Below are 18,175 nucleotides of genomic sequence, written 5' to 3'. Positions count from 1 at the left end.
CGGCTAGGCCAGCACCGGGAGACCATCCGTGAGCATCGAATTCCTGTTGACGTCGCTGATTGTCGTGGCTTCGCCCGGCACTGGCGTTCTCTATACGCTGAGCGCCGGGCTTTCGCGTGGTGCCCGCGCCAGCATCATTGCCGCTTTCGGCTGCACGCTCGGCATTATTCCGCACATGGCGGCCGCCATCACCGGCCTCGCGGCACTGCTGCACACCAGCGCCGTCGCCTTCGAAACGCTGAAATATCTTGGCGTCGCCTACCTCCTCTACATGGCCTGGAACACGCTGAAGGAGAAGGGCGGCCTGAGCGTCGACGAAGATGTCGCGCCGCGCTCCGCCGGCAAAGTGATCACTTCGGGCATACTCATCAACATCCTCAATCCGAAGCTGTCGATCTTCTTCTTTGCGTTCCTGCCGCAATTCGTCAGCACCACCGAACCGCACGCGCTGTCGAAGATGCTGGAGCTCAGCAGCATCTTCATGCTGCTCACCTTCGTCGTCTTTGTCGGCTACGGCGTTTTCGCGGCGTCGATCCGCAGCCATGTCGTGTCGCGGCCAAAGGTGCTGACCTGGATGCGCCGCACCTTCGCCGGAGCCTTTGTCATGCTCGGCGCCAAACTGGCGCTAGCGGACCGGTAGCTCTCTCTGTTTTGACGCAAATTCCGGACGGAAAACCGTTTCACACCTTTCCTGGAATTGCTTACCGCTGCGGATCGGCCGGCCCGCCTTCGGTTTCGGAAGCCTCGCCGCCTCCGAAACTGGGCGCAGCGCGAACACCCAGCCGCCAGGCCGACGGGGGGACGCCGATCATCTTCTTGAAGGCACGGCTGAACGCCGCCTCGGACTCGTAGCCGATTTCCGCCGCTATGTTTGCGACGTTGCTGTTGCCGGTGCTGAGCAGTTCCGAGGCAATCTGCATCCGCCATTTGGCGAGATAATGCACCGGCGGCATCCCGACGAGCCTGGTGAAACGCTCGGCGAGCACGGTGCGCGACAGCGCGGCCTCCTTCGCCAGCGCCTCCACGGTCCAATTGTGCTCTGGCCGATCGTGGATCAGCGCCAGCGCCTTGCACAGGTGCGGGTCGCGCAGGCCAGCCAGCCAGCCGGTGTGTTGCGGTGGAAGCGCCTCCACATAGCGGCGCAGGACGTCGACGAACATGAGCTCGCTGAGCTTGGTGAGCACGGTCTCGCTGCCAGCCCGCTTTTCCGCCACTTCCGAGACTGCCAAACTGATGAACTGGCCAAGCCAGCCGGCATCACCTTTCACGTCCCCGGCCTTGATCACCGGGGGCAATGCATCGAGCAGCGGATTGAACGGCTGTGCGTCGCAGGCAAGATAGCCGCAAACGAGCCTGGCCGAGATCGACCCGTCGCTGACATAGTTGATGTGGAACGGCATTTGGCTGGCGGACGCGATCTCCAGGACATCGGCGGTCGGAGGATCGGCCGCGAGCTCGGGATTGCTCGACATGATGTGCGGGTCGCTGTGGGTGAAGACCACGACTTCGCCGGCCTCCACCGTGATCGCCTCCTTGCCCACGATGCGGGCAAAGCAACGGCCGGCCGTCACCACGTGATAGGAAATCAGGTGGTCCGCGCCGGGAAGGATCTTCGGCAGTATCGATGACGGGGCAGGCGAGCAGACGGCCCATGGATCCTGGGCCTTGATGTCGAAAAACGTCGCGCCGGTGAGACGCACCTTTTTCAAAAGGTCAGACAGAGCGTCCCCGGCCATTCCATCCATGTCCCGTAAGTTGCGCGGCAACCCGGCGCGACATCCCTTTCGAGTTCCGGACGCGCTGTCAAGTGAGGCGGACGCGGCGTCATTCCGTTCATCGCCGGAAGCTTTAAACCCCGTCGGCGCTGAGCTCTGTCTCAAATCAGCTGCTGAGCACAGTCGAACTCAAGAAAAATGAGGATCTAAGTCATGACGGTACATAAGGGCGGGTGTTTTTGCGGCGCCGTGGAAATCGAAGTGCACGGAGCGGCCGAGGCGATGGGCTACTGCCATTGCAGTTCCTGTCGTTCGTGGTCGGCGTCTCCCGTGAACGCCTTCACGCTGTGGAAGCCGGAAAACGTCAAGGTCACCAAGGGCGAGGAGTTCCTGTCCGGCTTCGAGAAGTCAGACATGAGCGACCGTCAGTTCTGCACGAAGTGCGGCGGCCATGTGATGACCGATCATCCGCCGCTCGAACTGGTCGACGTCTATGCGGCCACGATACCGACGGTGAAGTTCACGCCGGGGGTTCATGTCAACTACGCCGAGACGGTCCTGCCGATGAAGGACGGATTGCCGAAGCTGAAAGACTTCCCCGCCGAACTCGGGGGCTCGGGTGTGAGCGTGCCGGAGTAACCCGGCAATGACACACGATTTCGAACGGCCACATCTCACGACTGGAGAATATGCATGGACATCACGACATTTCGCGCCACGCAGGAGCCGATCAAGGATCTATATCGCAAGGATGCTTGCGCGGCACTTCTTACGCTAAAGGCCAAGGGCAGTGCCGACGACTCCAAGGTCACCTGCAAGGTCGAGACAGGACGTGGGCTCGCGCTAGCGGGCATCCATCCGAAGGCCGGGGGCAGCGGACAGGAGCTTTGTTCCGGCGATATGCTGCTGGAAGCCCTTATCGCATGCGCCGGCGTCTCGATGAGGGCGGCTGCCGCCGTCCTCGAAATTCCGATCAAGTCGGCCGAAATCTCCGCCGAGGGCGACGTCGATCTTCGCGGCACGCTCGGCGTCACCGAAGGTGTGCCGGTCGGCTTCAAGGAGATCCGCCTGCGGTTCGACATCGAGACCGACGTTGCGCAAGACCGGCTGACTGACCTGCTCGAGCTCACCGATCGCTACTGCGTGATCTTCCAGACGATCCAGCGCAGTCCCAAGACCTTCGTGAAGCTTCACAAAATCGTGCGGTAACCACGACCTGCCCGGAATCCTAAACTTTGGGATTCCGGGCTGGGCCTGAGCGCGGCCTCACTGAATGCAGCTTGGCTGAATGCAGCTTGTCGCGCCAAGCGCTATCCCTTCACGTAGCCCATGGCCTCGACGATCTGCCCGTCCGCAACGCGCATCAGGTTGACGCCGCGCAGCGAATTGCCGTCGGCCATCCAGTAGCGCCAGCGGATCGTCGCCCGGTCGCCGGCGACGAAGGTTTCTTCGATGTCGAAGCGCGTGCCGGGTCCGGTCGCGATCGCCGACCACAGTTCGACGCAGGCGCCCTTGCCGATGCGGCGGGCGCCGTCCGGGGCCGGCGTGGTGTTCTCGATCACGCAATCTTCCGCCACCAGATCGTCGAGCGCTGACGGGTCGTGGCGCTGGAAGACGTCGTTGTAGCGCCGCATGATCTCGGCCGTCTCGGCGGAGCGTTTGGCCGCGGCGATGTCGATGACAAGTTCCTGTGTCATTGGATATTCCTTCCCTTCAGTGATCGGTAGCGGTTTCGACGAGGCGGGCCTTGAGCGTGATCACGGCGACGCCGGCCAGCGCCCGCGACACGAGGCAGCTCTCCTTGGCCGTCTGCGCCAGCCGCTCGAAATCCCCCGCCGCCAGCCCGGCGACGCTTGCCTCCGTCTCCAGCTCGATACGGGTGATCGTCGGTCCGGCCGCGGTGGCGCCGAGATGCGCTTTCGCGATCGTGTGAATGCGCGCGGGAGTGTAACCTTCGCGGCCCAGGATGGCGCTCAGCGCCATCGAGAAGCAGCCGGCATGCGCCGCTGCAATCAATTCCTCGGGGTTGGTGCCGGGACCGTTCTCGAAACGCGACGGGAAGGAGTAGGCGCCTTCGAACACGCCGCTGCCTACCCTCAGCCGGCCCGAGCCTTCTTTCAACGATCCCTGCCATTGAGCCTCTGCTTCACGAATGGTCATTGTGTCTCTCCTTTGATTTGAGGGGGTCGATGAGATTTTGGGGGCGAACCAGTCAGGCGCCGTTGACGACCACTTTTCCGAAGACGTCGCCTTGCTGGAAATAGCGGTAGGCGTCGTTGGCCTCGTCGAAGGCGAACACCTTGTCGATGACGGGCTTAAGCCGATGCACCGAGATGGCGCGCAGCATGGCTTCGAGGTTGGTGCGATTGCCGACGAACAGGCGGCTGATGGTGGCGAGGCTGCGCTGGTAGATCGGGCCGGGGATCTGCACCGTCCCGCCTTTCGCATCCTGTATGGTGAGAAGCACGATGCGCCCGTAAAGCGCGCAGGCGATCATCGATTGCGCGAAGGTCGGCGGTCCGCCGGTTTCGACGACGAGGTCGATGCCACCGGTCTGCTCGCGCACCGCAGCACCCCATTCCGGCATGTCGGCGGTCGAGACGACGAGGTCGGCGCCCAGCGCCCGCAGCCGGTCCAGCTTCTCCCTGCGCGAGGTGACTGCCGCGACACGGCAGCCGAGCAGCTTGGCGAATTGCAGTGCAAACAGCGCGACGCCACCTGAACCGACGACAAGAACCCATTGGCCGGGCTTCGGCATCTCGGCCGCCGTCACGGCATTCCAGGCGGTCAGGCCGGCGCAGGTCAGTGTCGCCGCTTGATGCCAGTCGAGATGATCGGGAAGCCGTACAGCCCATTGCTCGTCGAGCACGGTGTTTTCGGCCAGCATCCCGTCCAGCGTGCAGCCAAGCTGGTCGATCAGACCGGCATTGATGCGGCCGTCGATCCAGCGCGCAAAATAACTGCCGGTGACGCGGTCGCCGACGGCAAAGCGGGTGACGGCCTCGCCGAGGGCAACGACTTCGCCGGCGCCGTCGCTCAGCGGGATAACGCCTTGGCGCGGCGCCAGCGGGTAGGTGCCGTTGAGGATCATCGTATCGCGGCGGTTGAGCGAGGTGGCGCGGACACGCACGACGATCTCGTGCGGCTTCGGCGTCGGCTGCGCCTCGTCACGCATCACCAGGCACTTGGTCCCGCTCGTTCCTTCAAGACGATAACTGCGCATTAGCCTCTCGCTGATATGTAGACTGATCTACATATTATATAGACCGGTTGTTATATTCGAGGCAAGGCCTATAGTGCTCGCTCCTGACAGAGGTTGACATGGCGAACGACACCCGCACCCGCATACTCGACACGACGGCGCTGCTGCTAAGGCAGCGCGGCTACCACGGCACCTCGCTCAACGACATATTGAGCGCCTCAGGCGCACCGAGAGGCTCGCTCTACTTCCACTTTCCGGGCGGCAAGGATCAGCTGGTCATCGAGGTGACGCGCGATAGCGTCGCCGATGTGACGCAGAGGCTGGACGCCGCGCTCGCTGCCGAAAAGGACCCGGCGGTGGCTGTCCACCACATCTACCAGTCGGTCGCGCGCATGCTGGAAGACAACCAGTTCACGCTCGGTTGCCCGATCGCGCCCGTGGTGTTGGATTCGCCGACCGACATGCCGGAGTTGGCCGAGTTGTGCCGGTCGGCCTTCGAGCAGTGGATAGGCCTGCTCAGGGCGGCCTTCGTCAGGGCAGGGGTGCCCGAGCGCCGCGCGCATGCGCTGGCGCTGCTGGTCGAATCATCGCTGGAAGGGCTGATGGTGATCGCACGCGCCACCCGCGACCGCGCCCCGGTGCTGGCGGTAGCCGACGAAGTCGCCGCGCTGATTGAGGGGGCATTGCTGGCTAAGGGCGCCGCTGCCGCGGTGCATTGACGCCGCTGTTTGAGCTTTGCGGCTTGCTCTCAAAGCAGAGAGGGCGACCTCTCGGTCGCCCTTTCCGTATCTGAAGACTGATGGATTGGATTAGAAATCCATACCGCCACTCAAGCCCGCTTGCGGGCTTGAGCAACTTGAGTTCATGGGCGTGCTTTATGGACTTCTTAGAAATCCATACCGCCACTCAAGCCCGCTTGCGGGCTTGAGCAACTTGAGTTCATGGGCGTGCTTTATGGACTTCTTAGAAGTCCATGCCGCCACTCAAGCCCGCTTGCGGGCTTGAGCAAGTTGGATTCATGGGCGTGCTTTATGGACTTCTTAGAAGTCCATGCCGCCCATGCCGCCCATGCCGCCGCCGCCCATGCCGCCAGGCATGCCGCCGCCAGCCGACTCCTTCTTCGGAGCCTCGGCGATCATGGCTTCAGTGGTGACCAGCAGGCCGGCGACCGAGGCCGCGTCCTGCAGAGCCGTGCGCACAACCTTGACCGGATCGACGATACCCATGGCGATCATGTCGCCATATTCGCCGGTCTGGGCGTTGTAGCCGAAGGTCGCGCCCTTGTTCTCAAGGATCTTGCCGGCAACGATCGATGCTTCCGCACCGGCGTTGGCCGCGATCTGGCGGGCCGGAGCCTGCAGCGCGCGACGCACGATGCTGATGCCGGCGGTCTGGTCGGAGTTGGCGCCGGTTGCCTTGATGCTCAGCGAAGCGCGCAGGAGTGCGACGCCGCCGCCGGGAACGATGCCTTCTTCGACGGCCGCGCGGGTCGCGTTGAGGGCGTCATCGACGCGGTCCTTCTTTTCCTTGACTTCCACTTCGGTCGCACCGCCGACGCGGATGACGGCAACGCCGCCCGCCAGCTTGGCGAGACGTTCCTGCAGCTTCTCCTTGTCGTAGTCCGAGGTGGTCTCCTCGATCTGCTGCTTGATCTGGGCGACGCGGCCCTGGATCTCCGCCTTCTTGCCGGCGCCGTCGACGATGGTGGTGTTCTCCTTGGAGATCGACACCTTCTTGGCGCGGCCGAGCATGTTCAGGCCGACATTCTCGAGCTTGATGCCGAGGTCTTCGGAGATGACCTGGCCACCGGTGAGAATGGCGATGTCTTCCAGCATGGCCTTGCGGCGATCGCCGAAGCCCGGCGCCTTGACGGCAGCGATCTTCAGGCCGCCACGCAGCTTGTTGACGACCAGCGTGGCCAGGGCCTCGCCTTCGACGTCTTCCGAAATGATGACCAGCGGCTTCGAGGTCTGCACGACAGCCTCGAGGATCGGCAGCATGGCCTGCAGGTTGGAGAGCTTCTTCTCGTGGAGAAGAATGTAGGCGTCTTCCAGATCCGCAACCATCTTCTCGGCGTTGGTGACGAAGTAGGGCGAGAGATAGCCGCGGTCGAACTGCATGCCTTCGACGACTTCGAGCTCGGTCTCGGCGGTCTTGGCTTCCTCGACGGTGATGACGCCTTCATTGCCGACCTTCTGCATCGCTTCCGCGATCATCGAGCCGACCGAAACATCGCCATTGCCGGCGATGGTGCCGACTTGGGCAACCTCTTCCGAGGTCTTTATCTTCTTGGCGTTCTTGATCAGCGTCGCGACGACGTCGGCGACGGCGAGGTCGATGCCGCGCTTGAGGTCCATCGGGTTCATGCCGGCGGCAACCGCCTTGTGGCCTTCCTGGACGATCGACTGTGCCAGAACGGTCGCGGTCGTGGTGCCATCGCCGGCGATGTCGTTGGTCTTTGAAGCAACTTCGCGGACCATCTGTGCGCCCATGTTCTCGAACTTGTCCTCAAGCTCGATTTCCTTGGCGACGGTGACGCCGTCCTTGGTGATGCGCGGTGCGCCGAACGACTTGTCGATGACGACGTTGCGGCCCTTGGGGCCGAGCGTGACCTTCACCGCGTCGGCGAGGATGTTGACGCCGCGCAGCATGCGCTCACGAGCGTCGCGGGAGAATTTTACGTCTTTGGCAGCCATTTTTAGCTCCTGGCAGGGGCTTGAATTGAGCCCGAAGATTTAAGTGAGGGTGAGGCCGATATTCAGCCGATGATGCCCATAATGTCGGATTCCTTCATGATCAGAAGGTCTTCGCCATTGAGCTTGACTTCGGTGCCCGACCACTTGCCGAACAGGATGCGGTCGCCGGCCTTGACGTCCAGCGGGACGAGCTTGCCGGCTTCGTCGCGGGCGCCGGAACCGACGGCGATGATCTCGCCTTCCTGCGGCTTTTCCTTAGCCGTATCGGGGATGATGATCCCGCCCGCGGTCTTGGATTCGGATTCGACCCGACGAACGACCACGCGGTCATGAAGCGGGCGGAACTTCGACTTTGCCATTTTTTATTCCTCGATGAGAATGGTGAGAACAGTTCCTCCGTCCGGCGGCGCCGGACATGTGGTTAGCACTCATCTTGGGGGAGTGCTAACGTGGCGCTGAAATAGGCTGGCAACTCGCGCGAGTCAAGGCGCCCGGTGAGCATCATCAGGACAATTGCTTCAAACGGATACTTGACTAAGTCAACTAAATGGCTGATCTTGCCGACATGAGGATGCCATGACCATTCATCATCACCCAGGCAAGGAGCGGATCGACGCCGTGCGAGCCTTCAACCGCTTCTACACCCGCCAGATCGGGCTGCTCGACGAAGGGCTGCTGAAAAGCACCTTCTCGCTGACCGAGGCGCGGGTGCTCTATGAGCTGGCGCATCGCGATGGCCTGACCGCCACCGACCTTGCGCGCGATCTCGGCCTCGATGCCGGTTATCTCAGCCGGCTGCTGAAGAAGTTCGAGGAGCGTGATCTGGTCGAGCGCGCCACGATCGAGGCGGATGCGCGGCGCTCGTCGATCGCGCTGACCAAGGCCGGGCGGCAGGCCTTCGCGCCGCTGAACCAGGGCTCGCACGAACAGGTCGCGGCCTTGCTCGATCGGCTTTCGGTTGCCGAACAGGACAGGCTGGTCAAGGCCATGCAGACTGTGCAGCGTCTGCTGGGCGGAAGCGCCGAGCCCAAAATTCCCTATATGCTGCGGCCTCTGCAAGTCGGCGACATCGGCTGGATCATCCATCGCCAGGGCCTGCTCTACGCGCAGGAATATGGCTGGGACGAAACCTATGAAGCGCTGGTCGCCGAAATCCTCGGTGCCTTCGTCAAATCCTTCGATCCGAAATGGGAACGCAGCTGGATCGCCGAGCGGCAAGGAGAGGTCGTCGGCTCGGTCTTCGTCGTGCGCCAGTCGGACGCGGTGGCGAAGTTGCGCCTGCTCTATGTCGAGCCGTCGGCGCGCGGCCTCGGCATCGGCAAGCAGCTGGTCGAGGAATGTGTCGGCTTCTGCCGCGCCACGGGCTACAGGACACTGACGCTGTGGACCAATGACGTGCTCGCCGCCGCCCGCCACATCTATGAGGCTGCGGGCTTTAAATTGACCAACGAGGAGCGCCACCATTCCTTCGGCAAGGATTTGGTCGGCCAGAACTGGAATTTGGAGTTGTAGCAGCGCCGCAGAATTTCGAGCATCAGCCTGCGGCGGTCGCTCAGGTCATAGGCTTAATGTTTTGGTTCAAGTGAAAGAAATTGGTGGGATCATACTTGTTTTTTAGTGCGGCCAACCTCGGATAATTCTCGCCATAAGCTGCCAGCACCCGATCAGTGCCCTCTTCGCCGAGATTGTTGGCATAGACGCCGCCGGTCGAGAACGGTCTCATTGCATCCCACAGGTCACGCGCCCATCGGATGTGCGTTTCGTCGTCAGACGGATTGTCCCAGATCGATATCGGGAAGCAATCGTAAAGTGCATCCCGGTTGGCGTAGGGCGTTCCGTCCATCGGTACTCGCGAGATGGCGCCGCCAACCTGCTGCAGGACCAGAAGCGATTCGCTGGGTGCAGTCATGTAAGCCGCAAGCATGGTATCGATCGCCTGATCTGTGATTTCGCGCATGAACTGCGCCTTCCAGTAGTAGCGCCGCCCACGCGGAAAGAGGCTGTCCCCGGCCGATTGGATTTGAAGATAGGGGACAGGAGCAATCCGGCGCTCAACCGGCGTGCCATACTCTCTCAAAGGTTGAATGATTTGCTGGCCTTCATCGAGTGGGCCGATGTAGCACGCCGATATGCTGAAGAAGCGCTCGCCCGAGGGCGCCATCACAAGTGCTGCATCCAGGCTCAGCTCATCCGGGGCGCCGCTCGAGAACGCATGGTAGAACCGCATCGCTTCGCGTGCCTCTTCGTAGCGGTATAGCATCGATCCCGCGATGAGGAGCGGACCCACGGGATGGAGCTTGTATTCGAAGGTCGTGACTATTCCGAAATTGCCGCCGCCGCCCCGAATGCCCCAGAACAAATCTGCATTTTCGGCCGCGTTTGCCGTGAGCAACCGGCCGTCGGCCGTCACGATTTCGACAGCGACAAGGTTGTCGCAGCTCAGTCCATGTTTGCGGCCAAGCTTGCCGAACCCGCCGCCGAGTGTCAGTCCGGCTATGCCGGTATCCGCGTTGACACCCATGGTCGTCGCAAGACCATGGACCTGTGTGGCTGCGTCGAACTCGCCCAGGTTCAAGCCGGCTTCTGCGCGCGCAACGCGGCGGTTCGGGTCGACTTCGATCCGCTTCATGCGTGACACATCGATCACCACGCCACCGTCGCATACCGAACTGCCGGCGACGTTATGACCACCGCCGCGGACGGCGACGAGGAAGCCTTGCGATCGGGCGAAGTTGACGGCCGTGACGACATCGCTGGATTCGGCGCAATAGAAGACAGCCGCCGGCCTCTTATCGACCATGCCATTCCAAACTCTGCGCGCCTGGTCATAGCCAGGGTCGTCCGGAAGGATCAGATCGCCGCGAATCGCCTGCCTGAGCCGGGCGATATCTGGCGCCTGCAACGTCGGCTCGGAACCGTCTATAAGCTTGAACATGCTCATCGAGGGATACCCTTCGTGATCTGGCACGGTTGGACAGGCCGCTTTCGTTCACCGACATGTGTCGGATCATAATGATCTCATGCGGCGCCATTCGCTGCAAAATCGAATATCTCAGTCGCTGGATGAGCTAAATTCATCTAAACTGCCTGGATGAGAAAACTTCCGCCGCTCGGGTCGCTTCGCGCCTTCGAAGCCGCTGCCAGGCTGATGAGCTTCAGGAAGGCCGCGACGGAACTCGGAGTGACGCCAACGGCCATCAGCCACCAGATTCGATTGCTGGAGGAGGTCTGTGGGCAACTGCTGTTCCGGCGGCGCCCACGACCGCTCGTGCTCACAGGCGTGGGCGAACGGCTATTCCCGGTAATTTGCAGCGGCTTCGACGCTTTCGCTGCGGCTATAGCATCAGCCTCGGCCGGTGTTGGCCAACGCCCGTTATGCGTGACGAGCCCAAATGCATTTGCCAGCCGATGGCTGGTTCCGCGCCTGTCGAAGTGGCGCGAACTGCATCCGAACATTCCACTGGAGATCATCGGGACAGACGCCGTTCTGGACCTGCGAGCCGGTGACGCCGACGTCGCGATCCGCTATGCGCGCAGGATGCCGCGGGATGTTCCCGCGCAGGAAATTTTTCGGGACGCATTCTTTCCGGTATGCAGCCCGGAGCTGTTCGCAGGAGGCGACCGACAGATCGAGCGCGCCGCCGATCTGCTGCAATACCCGCTCATCCATTTCAATTGGACGAACCGCGACCCGGAAGCGCCGACTTGGCAGCGATGGCTGGCGATCGCACGCTCGATCGATCCCAGCATCCCCAATGCCAACCAGGCATGGGACTTAAGTTTCCGCGAAGAGCTGCACGCGATCGACGCGGTCGCGGCAGGCCAAGGTATCGCTGTCTGCAGCGATGTGGTCGTCAGTGGCGAACTCGAAGCTGGCAGGCTGGTCAAGGCGCATGATCTCTCTCTGCCAGGCTATGGCTTTTACCTTGCCAGCGTAGCCAATCACCCCCGACAAGCGCATATCGAAGCCTTTTCCGCCTGGATGAGATCGATAGTCTGAGCATCTGAACGCCGATCTTCTGCATACTCGTCACAAGCGTCCGGGGTGATAAATTGCTAACCACGATCGCCCTGCACTGACTGCCATGCACACTTACCGGCTTCTGGCATAATCCGGCTCCTTGAATTATGAGCACGCTTATTATATATGTCGCTCATGGTTTCCGATGGCATCGACAGATTGGGCTTTTTGATCCACGACGTGCAGCGCCTGATGCGCAAGCGCTTCGAGGCGCGCGCCAGCGGTTTTGGCCTTTCTTCGGCGCAATGGCGGCTTCTGGTCCGCGTCGCCAAGGAGGCGGGTGTCGCGCAGGCGCGGCTTGCCGAGCTTCTCGAAATCGAGCCGATCAGCGTCTCGCGTCTTGTCGATCGCATGGAGGAGGGCGGCTGGATCGAGCGCCGTCCGGACGCAACCGACAGGCGGGTGCGCATGATTTTCCCGACCGCCAAGGCGAACGCGGCCTACGCCCACGTCAAGAGCCTAGCCGGCGAGGTTTATGAGGAATCGCTCGTTGGCGTTTCGCCGGAAGATCGCCGCGTCCTGGTCAAGGCGCTGGAGACAATGGTGCAGAATCTTGCAGATGGTGACACGCCGCCCTCGGAAAAAGTGAAGAATACGGAAGGCGCAGCAGCATGAACGCGGTAGCCAAAGTAGATGAGAATGCGGCCAAGCTGGAGATGGAAGCTCCCGCGAAGCCGGCGGCAACTCCGGTAACGGTCGCTGCGCAGGTAGCTCCGGCGTCGGTGGCGCCGAAGAAGAAGCGTCGTGCCGGCCGCTTCCTTTTGATGTTTGTGCTGCCCGCTGCGTTGATCGCCGGCGGCAGCTATGTCTGGGTGACCGGCGGCCGCTATCAGGAGACCGAAAACGCCAATCTGCAGCAGGCCAAGGTGTCGATAGCCGCCGATGCGGCGGGCCGCATCGTTCAGGTCGACATTTTCGACAACCAGTCTGTCAAGCAGGGCGACGTGTTGTTCGCCATCGATCCCGAGCCCTACCGGATCGCGTTGGCCCAAGCCGACGCGGCGGTGGCGGGCGCGCGGCTCAATGTCGAGCAGCTGCGTGCGGCCTATAGCCAGGCGCTGGCGCAGGAGAAGTCCGACGAAAGCCAGGTCCAGTACGCGCAGTCGCAATATGACCGCGCCGCCGACCTTGCCCACAAGGGCATCAACGCCAAGTCGTCGCTGGACGAGGCCAAGAACGACCTCGACAAGGCCAAGCAGCAACTGGCCGTGGCCCAGCAAGGGATCGTCAGCGCCAAGGCGGCACTTGGCGGCAATCCCGACATCGAGACCGACAAGCATCCAACGGTAATGGCGGCGCTCGCCGCACGCGACAAGGCGGCCTACGATCTGGTCCAGACCACGGTCAAGGCGCCTGCCGACGGCATCATCAGCCAGGCCGCTTCGTTCAAGGTCGGCCAGTATGTCGGTTCGGGCACGCCGCTGTTTTCGCTGGTCGAGACCGGCGACACCTGGGTCGACGCCAATTTCAAGGAAACCCAGCTCACAAACATGAAGCCGGGCCAGAAGGCCGAAATCGTGGTCGACGCCTATCCGGGCAAGACGTTCGAAGCCACCGTCAAGGCGATCGGCGCCGGCACCGGGGCCGAGTTCTCCCTGCTGCCCGCGCAGAACGCCACCGGCAACTGGGTCAAGGTCACGCAGCGCATTCCGGTCCGCCTGGAATTGGCCGGTGCCGACGCCAAGATGGCGCTGCGCACCGGCATGAGCGCGACCGTCACGGTGGACACCGGCGTTTCCCGCGGGCTGCCGAGCATTTTCCGCCGCGCCACGGCAGGCGAGGCCAAGTAAGGAGGCTTAACAGCGGCCGCATAGCAAACAGCGAGATGGATGCAGGTGACAGGATTGGTCCGAGGAAAACGCAGGAAAAGTTGAATGCGTGGTCGGGCTGCGCTGTAGCCTGCCTGAGCAGACAACGCCGCGCAGGATCTTCGGTCCTCAGGTTTCCGGGCGGCAGGCGCACGCTTTGTCGAGACGCTCAGTCGATGTAACCCCCACATCGATGCTCGCGTCCCACCGCGATGAGGGTCTCTCTACAGCGAGGGCCTCGCCGTCCGGAAACCTAATGTACACGTTTTTGTTACCTGCTGGAAGTTTTACGTCATGAGCAGCCCAGAACCCTTTCGCGAAGTACCGCACCGCGGCCTGATCACAGTTGCGCTCATGCTGGCGACGATCATGCAGGCGCTCGACACGACGATCGCCAACGTTGCGCTGCCGACCATGACCGGCGATCTCGGCGCCTCCCCCGACAACATCAACTGGGTGCTGACCTCCTACATCGTTGCCGCGGCGATCATGACGCCGGTGACCGGCTGGCTGGCCGATCGCTTCGGCCGCAAGGAGCTGTTCCTGACGGCCGTGGTCGGCTTCACCGTCTTCTCCATGCTGTGCGGCATCGCCTGGAGCCTGGAGACCATCGTTCTCTTCCGGCTGATGCAAGGCGTGTTCGGCGCGGCCATCGTGCCTCTGTCGCAGACCTTCCTGCTCGACATCAACCCTAGGGAACGTCACGGCCAGGCAATGGCCATCTGGGGCGCCGGCATCATGCTGGGACCGATCCTTGGCCCGACGCTGGGTGGCTGGCTGACCGAGAATTTCAACTGGCGCTGGGTGTTCTTCATCAACCTGCCGGTCGGCATCATCGCCTTCCTCGGCATGGCCGCATATCTTCCCAGCGTCGCCCGGCGGGTGCGCAGCTTCGATTTCTTCGGCTTCACCATGCTCTCGCTCGGTGTCGGCGCGCTGCAGCTGATGCTCGATCGCGGCGGCGAGGTCGACTGGTTTTCCTCGATCGAGATATGGATCGAGCTTGGTCTTTCCATCACCGGCTTCTGGGTATTCACCATACATACGTTGACGGCGGAGCACCCCTTTATCGACCCGAAGATCTTCCTCGATCGCAATTTCGTCACCGGGTTGGCGTTCATCTTTGTCATGGGCGTGCTCATCTTGGCGAGCATGTCGCTGCTGCCGCCAATGCTGTCGACCATCTTCGGCTATCCGACCCTCACCATCGGCATCGTCCTGGGGCCGCGCGGTGTCGGCACGATGATTGCGATGCTGTTCGTCGGGCGGATCATGCACAGGATCGATGCCAGGATCCTCGTCGTCATCGGCTTTCTGCTGACCGCGCAGTCGCTCTACACGATGTCCAGCTTCTCGCCGCAGATGGACAACTGGCTTATCCTCAGCTCCGGCGTCATCCAGGGCCTTGGAATGGGAATGGTGTTCGTGCCGCTGTCCACCGTGGCCTTCGCCACGCTCGACGCACGCTTCCGCACCGATGCCACGGCGTTGTTCAGCCTTGTGCGCAATCTTGGCTCGTCGATCGGCGTATCGGTGGTGACGGTTCTGCTGGTACGCAACACGCAGATCAACCACGCCGAGCTCTCGGCCTATGTCAACCCGTTCAATCCCAACCTCTGGGCGGCGTTGCCGGCAGCAGCGGGCGGCGATCCGACGGCGCTGTCTCTGATGGATCGCATGGTCAATATCCAGGCGATGATGATCTCCTACGTCAATGACTTCAAGCTGCTGATGATGATGACACTGCTTGCCGTTCCGTTTGTTTTCCTGCTGCGCAAGCCAAAGGCTGCGCCGCCCACCGGTGGGGCGCCTGCCGCGCATATGGACTAAGCCTCAGGGCTTACCGCAACCGCGACCGGCTCGAGGCTTCGTTGCTTGGGCCGGTCGCGCCGGCGTTGAGCCGGTTCACCTGCCATTAGTATATCCCGACCAATATGCACTCGCTTTTAGGTTGAAGGCGAGCCTCGTTTTGCTTGCCTCAAGCATCAGCGGGAGGAATTGTGTTTGGCCACGAAATCATCCAGGCAAACCGCCGAAGCGCCCGAATCCGCCAATTTGACGACTCTGGCACAACTGGCGACTGCCTCATATGAGGCCCTCGAGCGCGAGCTTCGCGCCACGATTGCGGCACTTCAGGACCAGGCACTGCGGTTCCAGACCGCGATAGAGAACATCTCGCAAGGCATCTGTTTCTTTGACGCCGATGAACGGCTGATCCTGTGCAACCGCCGCTATGCGGAAATCTATCGCCTTGCGCCCGAGCAATTGCAGCCGGGTGCGGCGCTCCGCGAAATCGTCGAGCGGCGCGTCGCTGTCGGCACCTCGGCAATGAATGCGGACGCCTACCTGGCGTTGGCCCGGGCAGTCAATTCGGGCACTGCTTCGGGGAACTGGACAGCCGAGCTCGCCGACGGCCGGACAATTCAGGTCTGCCATCAACCGATGCCTGACGGCGGCTGGGTGGCCACGCACGAGGACATCAGCGAGCTCAGCGCCAACCGCCTGGTCGTCGACGAGCGTATCTCGTTACAGACGCTGATCGACCTGGTGCCTGACTACATGTGGGTGAAGGACACGGAAAGCCGCTTCGTCGTCGCCAACCGAGCCATTGCGTCCGACAGCGGTCGGGACAGCACGAGCGACATGATCGGTCTGAGCGACTTCGACCTTCACGCGCCGGATCTTGCGCAGAAATTTCGCTTCATCGAGCAGCAACTGATGCGCGACGGACAACCGATGATCGACGAGGAGGAGTTCGTCGTCGATGCGTCAGGCACCGGCAAATGGTTCCTGTCTACGAAACTGCCGTTGCGCAACGTTCAAAACAACACTTTCGGCCTCGTCGGCATTGCCCGGGACATCACTGCGCGCAAGCAGGCCGAAATCCTTCGCGACGGGCAGGCGCATATCCTCGAGATGATCGCAAAGAGCGCTCCCCTCGAAGACGTGCTCGAGCGGCTCATGCGTCTGGTTGAGTCCCAGCTGGCGGGGATATTCGGTTCGGTCTTGCTGCTCGACAAGGATGGCAGCCACTTGCGCCACGCCGCCGCGCCGAGCCTGGCGAGAGACTACACCGACGCCGTCGACGGCGCCGCGGTCGGCCCTCGGGCAGGGTCTTGCGGAACGGCAGTCTATCGGCGCGAACCGGTGATCGTCGCTGACATCATGCAGGATCCGCTTTGGCAGGATTATCGCGAACTCGCGCGGCCCCATGGTTTGCGTTCATGCTGGTCGACCCCGATCTTGTCGCATCAGGGCGCCGTGCTCGGCGTCTTTGCGATGTATTCGATGACAGTGCGCGAACCGACCGAGGCCGAGACCCGCTTGATCGATTTCACGACGCGCATCGCCGGGATCGCCATCGAACGCAAACAGGCCGAAGACCGGATCCACTTCATGGCCAACCATGACGTGCTGACCGGGCTTCCCAATCGCGCCTTGCTCGAGGACCGGCTTTCGCAGGCGGTCCTATACGCCCAGCGATACGATCGCTGGGTGACGGTGGTGTTCATCGATCTGGACAATTTCAAATTCGTCAACGACACGCTCGGCCACAATGCCGGAGACGAGCTTCTGAAGATCGTCGCAAGTCGCATGGTCGACTGCGTCAGGGCGACCGATACCCTCGTGCGGCTCGGCGGCGACGAATTCGTCGTCGTGCTTTTCGATCAGCCGGCGAACGTCGATCTCGTCTCGGAGACCTTGCAAAAGCTCCGGGTGGCACTCGCCGAGCCGGTTCAGCTCGGAGCGCATCTTGTGCGGGCGACGGCCAGCATCGGCATTGCCAACTATCCCAAGGATGGGACGGATCCCGATACGCTGCTGGCAAATGCCGACGCGGCCATGTATCGCGCCAAGGAGTTCGGTCGCGACAATTTCCAGTTTTACGCTCCCGAGTTCAAGACCAGGGCGCATGAAAAATTCGTGCTTCAGGAAGAGTTGCGAAACGCCTTGGCGCGTTCGCAATTCACGCTGCTCTACCAGCCGCAGGTGGACCTTCGGTCAGGTCGGGTTTTTGCGGTCGAGGCGCTGATACGCTGGAACCATCCAACGCTTGGCACGGTAATGCCGACGACGTTCATCCCGACCGCCGAGGAGACAGGTCTGATCGTACCGATCGGCGACTGGGTTCTGCATGAGGCGTGCCGGCAGAACAAAGCCTGGCAAGACGCCGGGCTGCCGCCCTTGACCGTTTGCGTGAACGTGTCGCCGCGGCAATTCAGGGAACGCAACCTGATCGATCGCATCGTCAGCGCGCTGAAGGACAGCGGCCTGGAGGCCAGGTATCTCGAGCTGGAGGTGACCGAGAGCCTTATCATGCAGGATATCGAGCTCGCCGTCGCCACCATGAACGCTCTGCAAAGCCTGGGTGTCCAGATCTCGATCGATGATTTCGGCACAGGCTATTCCAGCCTCAGCGCACTCAAGACCTTTCCCGTGGCGCGGCTGAAGATCGACAAGTCCTTCATCAAGGACCTCGCCGCCGACGAGAACGACCAGGCTGTGGCCAGCGCGGTGATTTCATTGGGGCAAAATCTCAACCTGAGGGTCATCGCCGAGGGCGTTGAGACAGATGATCAGGTGGCCTTCCTGCGCAGGAACAATTGCGACGAAATGCAGGGCTATCATTTCAGCAGACCGGTTTGTGCGCAGGACATCGAGGAATTGCTCGGCGGCGGCCGCAAAGACTGACGGGTCGGTCGCCCGGCAGGCTTCCGCCGACCAAATGGCGG

General features: G+C 62.1%; 17 protein-coding genes. 10 read left to right on the top strand and 7 right to left on the bottom strand.

The genetic code is table 11. From position 1 onward, the window contains the following. Nucleotides 1-28: 28 nt before the first annotated feature. Complete coding sequence (locus RQ479_RS09620) at nt 29-640, top strand: LysE family translocator (protein WP_376704913.1); 612 nt, start codon at nt 29-31, stop codon at nt 638-640. Nucleotides 641-701: 61 nt separating this feature from the next. Here RQ479_RS09620 and RQ479_RS09615 read toward each other — a convergent pair whose 3' ends face one another. Next, nucleotides 702-1,736, bottom strand: coding sequence for an AraC family transcriptional regulator (locus RQ479_RS09615; protein ID WP_376704912.1), 1,035 nt, complete (start codon nt 1,734-1,736; stop codon nt 702-704). A 192-nt stretch (nt 1,737-1,928) separates the two neighbouring features. Here RQ479_RS09615 and RQ479_RS09610 point away from each other — a divergent pair, with 192 nt between their 5' ends. Then, nucleotides 1,929-2,354: a GFA family protein gene (locus RQ479_RS09610; protein ID WP_376704911.1), complete on the top strand. Its 426-nt coding sequence runs from the start codon at nt 1,929-1,931 to the stop codon at nt 2,352-2,354. Between the two features lie 54 nt (nt 2,355-2,408). Next, nucleotides 2,409-2,924 carry an OsmC family protein gene (locus RQ479_RS09605; protein ID WP_376704910.1) on the top strand — a complete coding sequence of 172 codons (516 nt, stop codon included), beginning with the start codon at nt 2,409-2,411 and terminating at the stop codon, nt 2,922-2,924. A gap of 101 nt (nt 2,925-3,025) precedes the next feature. On the opposite strand, the gene RQ479_RS09600 is transcribed toward RQ479_RS09605, so the two are convergent. From RQ479_RS09600 to RQ479_RS09590, 3 genes are read right to left on the bottom strand one after another with little or no spacing between them, the layout of a single operon-like run. Next, on the bottom strand, nt 3,026-3,412 hold the full coding sequence (locus RQ479_RS09600) for a nuclear transport factor 2 family protein (RefSeq protein ID WP_352569753.1): 387 nt from the start codon (nt 3,410-3,412) through the stop codon (nt 3,026-3,028). A 16-nt stretch (nt 3,413-3,428) separates the two neighbouring features. Continuing rightward, nucleotides 3,429-3,875: an OsmC family protein gene (locus RQ479_RS09595; protein WP_376704909.1), complete on the bottom strand. Its 447-nt coding sequence runs from the start codon at nt 3,873-3,875 to the stop codon at nt 3,429-3,431. Between the two features lie 52 nt (nt 3,876-3,927). After that, entirely contained in the window at nt 3,928-4,938 is a 1,011-nt protein-coding gene (locus RQ479_RS09590; protein ID WP_376704908.1) for an NAD(P)-dependent alcohol dehydrogenase, read from the bottom strand. Between the two features lie 98 nt (nt 4,939-5,036). Here RQ479_RS09590 and RQ479_RS09585 point away from each other — a divergent pair, with 98 nt between their 5' ends. After that, a complete protein-coding gene (locus tag RQ479_RS09585; RefSeq protein ID WP_376704907.1) occupies nt 5,037-5,636 on the top strand; it encodes a TetR/AcrR family transcriptional regulator in 600 nt (199 codons plus the stop codon). 321 nt (nt 5,637-5,957) lie between these two features. Here RQ479_RS09585 and groL read toward each other — a convergent pair whose 3' ends face one another. Both groL and groES read right to left on the bottom strand, forming a co-directional pair. After that, the gene (groL, locus tag RQ479_RS09580) at nt 5,958-7,613 is read right to left on the bottom strand and encodes a chaperonin GroEL (protein WP_352481739.1); all 1,656 of its coding nucleotides are present in this window, start codon (nt 7,611-7,613) and stop codon (nt 5,958-5,960) included. A gap of 62 nt (nt 7,614-7,675) precedes the next feature. After that, nucleotides 7,676-7,972, bottom strand: coding sequence for a co-chaperone GroES (groES, locus tag RQ479_RS09575; protein WP_006203049.1), 297 nt, complete (start codon nt 7,970-7,972; stop codon nt 7,676-7,678). Nucleotides 7,973-8,189: 217 nt separating this feature from the next. Here groES and RQ479_RS09570 point away from each other — a divergent pair, with 217 nt between their 5' ends. Then, nucleotides 8,190-9,125: a GNAT family N-acetyltransferase gene (locus RQ479_RS09570; protein WP_376704906.1), complete on the top strand. Its 936-nt coding sequence runs from the start codon at nt 8,190-8,192 to the stop codon at nt 9,123-9,125. Between the two features lie 40 nt (nt 9,126-9,165). Here the strand turns inward: RQ479_RS09570 and RQ479_RS09565 are convergent, their stop codons facing one another. Beyond that, a complete protein-coding gene (locus RQ479_RS09565) occupies nt 9,166-10,554 on the bottom strand; it encodes an FAD-binding oxidoreductase (RefSeq protein ID WP_376704905.1) in 1,389 nt (462 codons plus the stop codon). A 207-nt stretch (nt 10,555-10,761) separates the two neighbouring features. On the opposite strand from RQ479_RS09565, the gene RQ479_RS09560 reads away from it, so the two are divergent. From RQ479_RS09560 to RQ479_RS09540, 5 genes are all read left to right on the top strand, one after another. Next, a complete protein-coding gene (locus RQ479_RS09560; protein ID WP_376704904.1) occupies nt 10,762-11,613 on the top strand; it encodes a LysR substrate-binding domain-containing protein in 852 nt (283 codons plus the stop codon). 156 nt (nt 11,614-11,769) lie between these two features. Continuing rightward, nucleotides 11,770-12,249 carry a MarR family winged helix-turn-helix transcriptional regulator gene (locus tag RQ479_RS09555; protein WP_352911623.1) on the top strand — a complete coding sequence of 160 codons (480 nt, stop codon included), beginning with the start codon at nt 11,770-11,772 and terminating at the stop codon, nt 12,247-12,249. After that, entirely contained in the window at nt 12,246-13,424 is a 1,179-nt protein-coding gene (locus RQ479_RS09550; protein ID WP_376704903.1) for an HlyD family secretion protein, read from the top strand. The genes RQ479_RS09555 and RQ479_RS09550 overlap by 4 nt, the downstream gene beginning before the upstream one ends. Before the next feature lie 312 nt (nt 13,425-13,736). Beyond that, entirely contained in the window at nt 13,737-15,272 is a 1,536-nt protein-coding gene (locus RQ479_RS09545) for a DHA2 family efflux MFS transporter permease subunit (protein ID WP_376704902.1), read from the top strand. A gap of 174 nt (nt 15,273-15,446) precedes the next feature. Further along, a complete protein-coding gene (locus tag RQ479_RS09540) occupies nt 15,447-18,134 on the top strand; it encodes an EAL domain-containing protein (protein ID WP_376704901.1) in 2,688 nt (895 codons plus the stop codon). Nucleotides 18,135-18,175 lie beyond the last annotated feature (41 nt).

Origin of the sequence: Mesorhizobium sp. ISC25 (genome assembly GCF_042295465.1) — a bacterium.
Taxonomy (GTDB): domain Bacteria; phylum Pseudomonadota; class Alphaproteobacteria; order Rhizobiales; family Rhizobiaceae; genus Mesorhizobium.
This window is presented reverse-complemented; position numbering and strand designations above follow the sequence as displayed.

Excerpts from the sequence above, each read along its gene's own strand:
- RQ479_RS09610 (WP_376704911.1), top strand. The coding sequence starts at position 1,929 with ATGACGGTACATAAGGGCGGGTGTTTTTGCGGCGCCGTGGAAATCGAA.
- RQ479_RS09545 (WP_376704902.1), top strand. The coding sequence starts at position 13,737 with ATGAGCAGCCCAGAACCCTTTCGCGAAGTACCGCACCGCGGCCTGATC.
- RQ479_RS09570 (WP_376704906.1), top strand. The coding sequence starts at position 8,190 with ATGACCATTCATCATCACCCAGGCAAGGAGCGGATCGACGCCGTGCGA.
- RQ479_RS09595 (WP_376704909.1), bottom strand. The coding sequence starts at position 3,875 with ATGACCATTCGTGAAGCAGAGGCTCAATGGCAGGGATCGTTGAAAGAA.
- RQ479_RS09565 (WP_376704905.1), bottom strand. The coding sequence starts at position 10,554 with ATGAGCATGTTCAAGCTTATAGACGGTTCCGAGCCGACGTTGCAGGCG.
- RQ479_RS09600 (WP_352569753.1), bottom strand. The coding sequence starts at position 3,412 with ATGACACAGGAACTTGTCATCGACATCGCCGCGGCCAAACGCTCCGCC.
- groES (WP_006203049.1), bottom strand. The coding sequence starts at position 7,972 with ATGGCAAAGTCGAAGTTCCGCCCGCTTCATGACCGCGTGGTCGTTCGT.
- RQ479_RS09555 (WP_352911623.1), top strand. The coding sequence starts at position 11,770 with ATGGTTTCCGATGGCATCGACAGATTGGGCTTTTTGATCCACGACGTG.
- RQ479_RS09605 (WP_376704910.1), top strand. The coding sequence starts at position 2,409 with ATGGACATCACGACATTTCGCGCCACGCAGGAGCCGATCAAGGATCTA.
- RQ479_RS09590 (WP_376704908.1), bottom strand. The coding sequence starts at position 4,938 with ATGCGCAGTTATCGTCTTGAAGGAACGAGCGGGACCAAGTGCCTGGTG.
- groL (WP_352481739.1), bottom strand. The coding sequence starts at position 7,613 with ATGGCTGCCAAAGACGTAAAATTCTCCCGCGACGCTCGTGAGCGCATG.
- RQ479_RS09615 (WP_376704912.1), bottom strand. The coding sequence starts at position 1,736 with ATGGCCGGGGACGCTCTGTCTGACCTTTTGAAAAAGGTGCGTCTCACC.
- RQ479_RS09560 (WP_376704904.1), top strand. The coding sequence starts at position 10,762 with ATGAGCTTCAGGAAGGCCGCGACGGAACTCGGAGTGACGCCAACGGCC.
- RQ479_RS09585 (WP_376704907.1), top strand. The coding sequence starts at position 5,037 with ATGGCGAACGACACCCGCACCCGCATACTCGACACGACGGCGCTGCTG.
- RQ479_RS09550 (WP_376704903.1), top strand. The coding sequence starts at position 12,246 with ATGAACGCGGTAGCCAAAGTAGATGAGAATGCGGCCAAGCTGGAGATG.